Origin of the sequence: Mesorhizobium sp. M7A.F.Ca.AU.001.01.1.1, from assembly GCF_004022735.1 — a bacterium.
Classification (GTDB): Bacteria; Pseudomonadota; Alphaproteobacteria; order Rhizobiales; family Rhizobiaceae; genus Mesorhizobium; species Mesorhizobium ciceri.
In genome coordinates this window covers 1-4530 of sequence record NZ_RZPF01000550.1, presented here as the reverse complement: position 1 = coordinate 4530, position 4530 = coordinate 1, and the positions used below count along the sequence as shown (strand labels likewise).

The 4530-nt window shown below is 62.8% G+C and carries 6 protein-coding genes; all 6 read left to right on the top strand.

All coding sequences use genetic code 11. The features are described 5' to 3' along the window. A partial coding sequence (locus tag EN884_RS26770) for a homoserine dehydrogenase (RefSeq protein ID WP_128360823.1) occupies positions 1-855 on the top strand: 855 nt, incomplete at its 5' end. Positions 856-988: 133 nt separating this feature from the next. After that, on the top strand, positions 989-1345 hold the full coding sequence (locus tag EN884_RS26765) for a hypothetical protein (protein WP_024505708.1): 357 nt from the start codon (positions 989-991) through the stop codon (positions 1343-1345). A 71-nt stretch (positions 1346-1416) separates the two neighbouring features. Further along, positions 1417-1584 carry a Thivi_2564 family membrane protein gene (locus tag EN884_RS26760; RefSeq protein WP_013531988.1) on the top strand — a complete coding sequence of 56 codons (168 nt, stop codon included), beginning with the start codon at positions 1417-1419 and terminating at the stop codon, positions 1582-1584. Between the two features lie 204 nt (positions 1585-1788). Next, complete coding sequence (gene glpX / locus EN884_RS26755) at positions 1789-2772, top strand: class II fructose-bisphosphatase (protein WP_013531987.1); 984 nt, start codon at positions 1789-1791, stop codon at positions 2770-2772. Between the two features lie 73 nt (positions 2773-2845). Continuing rightward, a complete protein-coding gene (locus tag EN884_RS26750) occupies positions 2846-3079 on the top strand; it encodes a DUF6434 domain-containing protein (RefSeq protein WP_063167872.1) in 234 nt (77 codons plus the stop codon). A gap of 178 nt (positions 3080-3257) precedes the next feature. Continuing rightward, the coding region (gene recJ / locus EN884_RS26745; RefSeq protein ID WP_128360822.1) for a single-stranded-DNA-specific exonuclease RecJ at positions 3258-4530 on the top strand (1273 nt) is incomplete at its 3' end.

Genomic DNA, 4530 nt, shown 5'->3' with positions numbered 1-4530 from the left:
ACCCGCGTGTTCGGCATCCTCAACGGCACCTGTAACTACATCCTGACCCGCATGGAGGCCGAGGGCATCTCGTTCGATGCTTGCCTGAAGGACGCGCAGCGGCTGGGCTATGCCGAGGCTGATCCGACCTTCGACATCGAGGGCCACGACACGGCGCACAAGCTGTCGATCCTGACCAGCCTTGCCTTTGGCACCAGGATCGCCGCCAACGACATCTACATGGAAGGCATTTCCAACATCACCCAAGCCGACATCCGCGCGGCCGCCGATCTCGGCTACCGGATCAAGCTGCTGGGTGTCGCCCAGCGCACCGAGAGCGGTATCGAGCAGCGCGTGCATCCGACGATGGTGCCGACCGCATCGGTCATCGCGCAGGTGCATGGCGTCACCAATGCGGTGGCGATCGAAACCGACATTCTGGGCGAGCTGCTGCTGTCCGGCCCCGGTGCGGGCGGCAACGCCACCGCATCGGCCGTCATCGGCGACATCGCCGACATCGCCAAGAGCCGGCCAGGCTTCCAGCATGGTCCGGTCTTCGGCCGGCCGGCCAAGGAGCTGAAACCCTACAAGAAGGCGCAGATGCGCAGCCATGCCGGCGGTTATTTCATCCGGCTGACCGTGCACGACCGCATCGGCGTGTTCGCGGCAATCGCCAAGCGCATGGCCGACAATGACATCTCGCTGGAATCGATCGTCCAGCACGCAGTCAACGGCGAGGCGGCGGCACAGAAGACGGTGATCCTTGTCACCCACGAGACGACGGAGGCCGCCGTTCGCAAGGCGGTAGACGGCATCACCAAGGACGGACATCTGACCGACAAACCGCAGGTCATCCGCATCGAACGGGCAGGGTAGCTTTGTCCGACAGTCGCGCGGGACAAGAATTCCGCAGGCATTGAGGTCCGGTCTGGAGGCAGGCAGCTGCCACAGACCGGAACGAATTCGCGTCGACGCCGTTCTCTTGGTCACCAACCAGAGGAACCGCTTCATGGCTGACACCAACAAATCCGACACCCCCGATATCGACGACATCCAGAAGACGTTGGAAAAGCAGATTGCCGAACTGCGCAAGGAGATCACCAAGATCAACAAGAGCATTTCGGCGCGGGGCGCGGAGATGCTCGATGACGCCAGCGAACAGGCGTCCGAGTTGTACGACACCGCGGCGAACCGCGCTTCGCGTACGGCGCAACAACTGCGCAGCCAAGCCCAGGCTGTTTCGGAAGTCGCGCGCGAGAATCCTGGTACGACGACAGCTTTGGTCGGCGTGATCGGCCTGCTCGGCTTTCTGGCCGGCTTCGCCATTGCTCAATCGACGAACGATACCTCCCGCCGCTGGTATTGACCGCAGCGCAATAGGGCCGGGCTTCCGGCCTTTTCTGTTGTTTTCAGCAAATCACTTTTAAGGAGGACACCATGGCTTCGTCAGCGTTGATCGGCATCCTGATCACATTCCTCGTCATCATCCTCGTTCTCTATCTGGTTCAACGCCTGCCGCTCGATGGCCGGATGAGACAAATAGTTCAGGTCATCGTCATCATCATCGGCATCATTTCGCTGCTCAAATACCTCGCGGTTTTTTAGGCCGCGAAGGCCGCCATTCTCACCGTTTTAAGACTGGCCCGGCGCGTGGCGATCGGGCCGGTCGTGTTTCAAGACGTAGTTTAATCGATTGATATTGTTGGATATTCGATAATATTCGTGGCAGGTCTTGCCGTTGTCATGCTCGTTTGACAAAACAGGCCCGCCTCCGGCGGGAGGCCGCATTGCCAACGAGGAAATCACCAGATGAATGTGGCCCAGAACATCGTCGCCGGCCTTGACCGGATACTCACCATGGAACTGGTGCGCGTCACCGAACGGGCCGCCGTCGCGGCCGCCAGGCTGCGTGGGCGCGGCGACGAAAAGGCGGCCGACCAGGTCGCCGTGGATGCCATGCGCCAGGAACTCAACCGGCTTTCCATCAGGGGCACGGTGGTGATCGGCGAGGGCGAGCGCGATGAAGCGCCGATGCTCTATATCGGCGAAGAAGTCGGCTCCGGCAAAGGTCCGGCGGTCGATATCGCGCTCGATCCGCTCGAAGGCACGACGATCTGCGCCAAGAACCTGCCCAATGCGCTCGCCGTCATCGCCATCGCCGAAAAGGGCAGCCTGCTGTTTGCGCCCGATGTCTACATGGACAAGATCGCCATCGGTCCGGGCTATGCGGACGGCGTCATCGATATCGATGCCTCACCGGCCGAAAACATCGCCAGCCTCGCCCGCGCCAAGGGCGTGGCTATTTCGGACATCACCACCTGTATCCTCGACCGGCCACGTCATGCCAAGCTGATCGATGCCGTGCGCGCCACGGGTGCCGCGATCCGGCTGATCGGCGACGGCGATGTCGCCGGCGTCATCCACACCACGGATCCGGAAGAAACCGGCATCGATATCTATCTCGGCACTGGCGGAGCACCCGAGGGCGTGCTGGCCGCCGCCGCGCTGCGCTGCACCGGCGGCCAGATGCAGGGCAGGCTGATCCTCGACACACCGGAAAAGGTTGCTCGCGCGGCAAAGATGGGTATTTCCAATCCGAAACGGGTCTATCGGACGGAGGACATGGCGCGCGGCGATGTGCTGTTTGCGGCCACCGGTGTCACCGACGGCAACATGCTGGCTGGCGTCAAGTTCGGCCACAATTACATCACCACCCACACGATCGTGCTGCGCTCGTCGTCGCGGACGGTGCGCGAGATCAAGGCACGCCATCAGGACCTGGATAAGTTCTGACGCTTGCTTGCGAAGCCACCTTGCAATTGTTAGCCATTCGGGCGCACCCGATATTGGCTGCAAGGATTTGACGATGAAACCGTTCGACTGGCACGCGGATCCGATCTCGCGCGCCACCGCCATCACGCAGTCTTATCGCAACACCCAGAATGTGCGTCGCTTTCTCATCCGGGAATGCAGCTACGCATTCAGCTTCGACCGGCCTTTCATGGCCTGGCTCAAGGACGGTGTGGAAACGACGATGGGCGATGCGGCCGACGAATGGCTTCGGCGCCAGGCTGAAAAGCGGAAAGCGCAGTTTTCTTGACACTTCCCGGACGGCGCACACCGTGAATCGCTTGGCTTTGCCTGCCTTTGGCCTATAGAGCGTCGCATGAACGTGACACGATTTAAATCGTTGCCAATGCAGGTCGTCGCCCCAAAACCGCTGCGCACTTTTGGGCGACATGCACTATCGTGCGGCCAACGATGAGTTGGCAAAGCGTATGACCGGCGAAAAGCGCCTCTTCCTCGATGTCAGGCAGTCGGTATCAGGGGTTTCCTGGGAGCACCGGCTGACCGAGCGGCAGGACATGATCGCGCTCGCCATCGCGCAAGGCTACGGGGTACCCGATATCGTAGCACGGGTGCTTGCCGGCCGCGGCGTCACCGCCGAGCAGACCGAGCGGTTTCTCGATCCGACGATCCGCGATCTTCTGCCGGATCCGGCATCGCTGACCGACATGCACAGGGCGGCGGCCCGGATCGCCGCCGCGGTGATGGCCAGGGAAAAGGTGGCGATCTTCGGCGACTATGATGTCGACGGCGCCGCCTCGTCGGCCTTGCTGAAGCGGTTCCTCACGCATTTCTCGGTGCCGTCGGAAATCTACATCCCGGATCGTATTTTCGAGGGCTATGGCCCCAACCCCGACGCCATGCGCGAACTTGTTTCGCGTGGCGCGACACTGATCGTCACCGTCGATTGCGGCACCAACAGCGCCGCTTCCATCGATGCCGCCAATGAGGCCGGGGCCGATGTCGTGGTGCTCGACCACCACCAGGTCGGCGGTGCCTTGCCGGCGGCAATCGCTGTCGTCAATCCCAATCGCGACGACGACCTTTCCGGGCAGGGCCATCTCTGTGCCGCCGGCGTGGTCTTCCTCGCCCTTGTGCAGACGGCCAGGATCCTGCGTAGCCGCATGGCCGATGCTACGCCGCCGGACCTGCTTTCGCTGCTCGATATCGTGGCATTGGCCACCGTTTGTGACGTGGTGCCGCTGACCGGCGTCAACCGTGCCTTCGTGGTCAAGGGGCTGCAGATGGCGCGCCAGCAGAAGAACGAAGGGCTCGCGGCACTGGCACGGGTGTCGCGCATCGGCGAGCCGATCAGCACCTTCCATCTGGCCTATCTGATCGGCCCGCGCATCAATGCCGGCGGACGCATCGGCGATGCCGCACTTGGCAGCCGGTTGCTTGCGACCGACGACCCGGTCGAGGCGCGCACCATTGCCGAGACGCTCGACCGGCTCAACCAGGAACGGCAGCTGATGGAGCAGGAGATGCTCGCGGCGGCGCGCGCCGAGGCCGATGCGGAGCTCGCCGGCGGCAATGGCCCGGCTATCGTCGTCACCGCCAGCAACAGCTGGCATCCGGGCATCGTCGGTTTGCTCGCCTCACGGCTGAAGGATCATGCCCGCCGGCCCGCCTTCGCCATCGCCTTCAACGCCAACGGCATCGGCACCGGCTCGGGCCGCTCGGTCTCGGGTTTCGACCTCGGCC

What these genes read in the sequence shown, in the direction of transcription:
- EN884_RS26765 (WP_024505708.1), top strand. Translation starts at nt 989, where the DNA reads ATGGCTGACACCAACAAATCCGACACCCCCGATATCGACGACATCCAG.
- EN884_RS26760 (WP_013531988.1), top strand. Translation starts at nt 1,417, where the DNA reads ATGGCTTCGTCAGCGTTGATCGGCATCCTGATCACATTCCTCGTCATC.
- glpX (WP_013531987.1), top strand. Translation starts at nt 1,789, where the DNA reads ATGAATGTGGCCCAGAACATCGTCGCCGGCCTTGACCGGATACTCACC.
- EN884_RS26750 (WP_063167872.1), top strand. Translation starts at nt 2,846, where the DNA reads ATGAAACCGTTCGACTGGCACGCGGATCCGATCTCGCGCGCCACCGCC.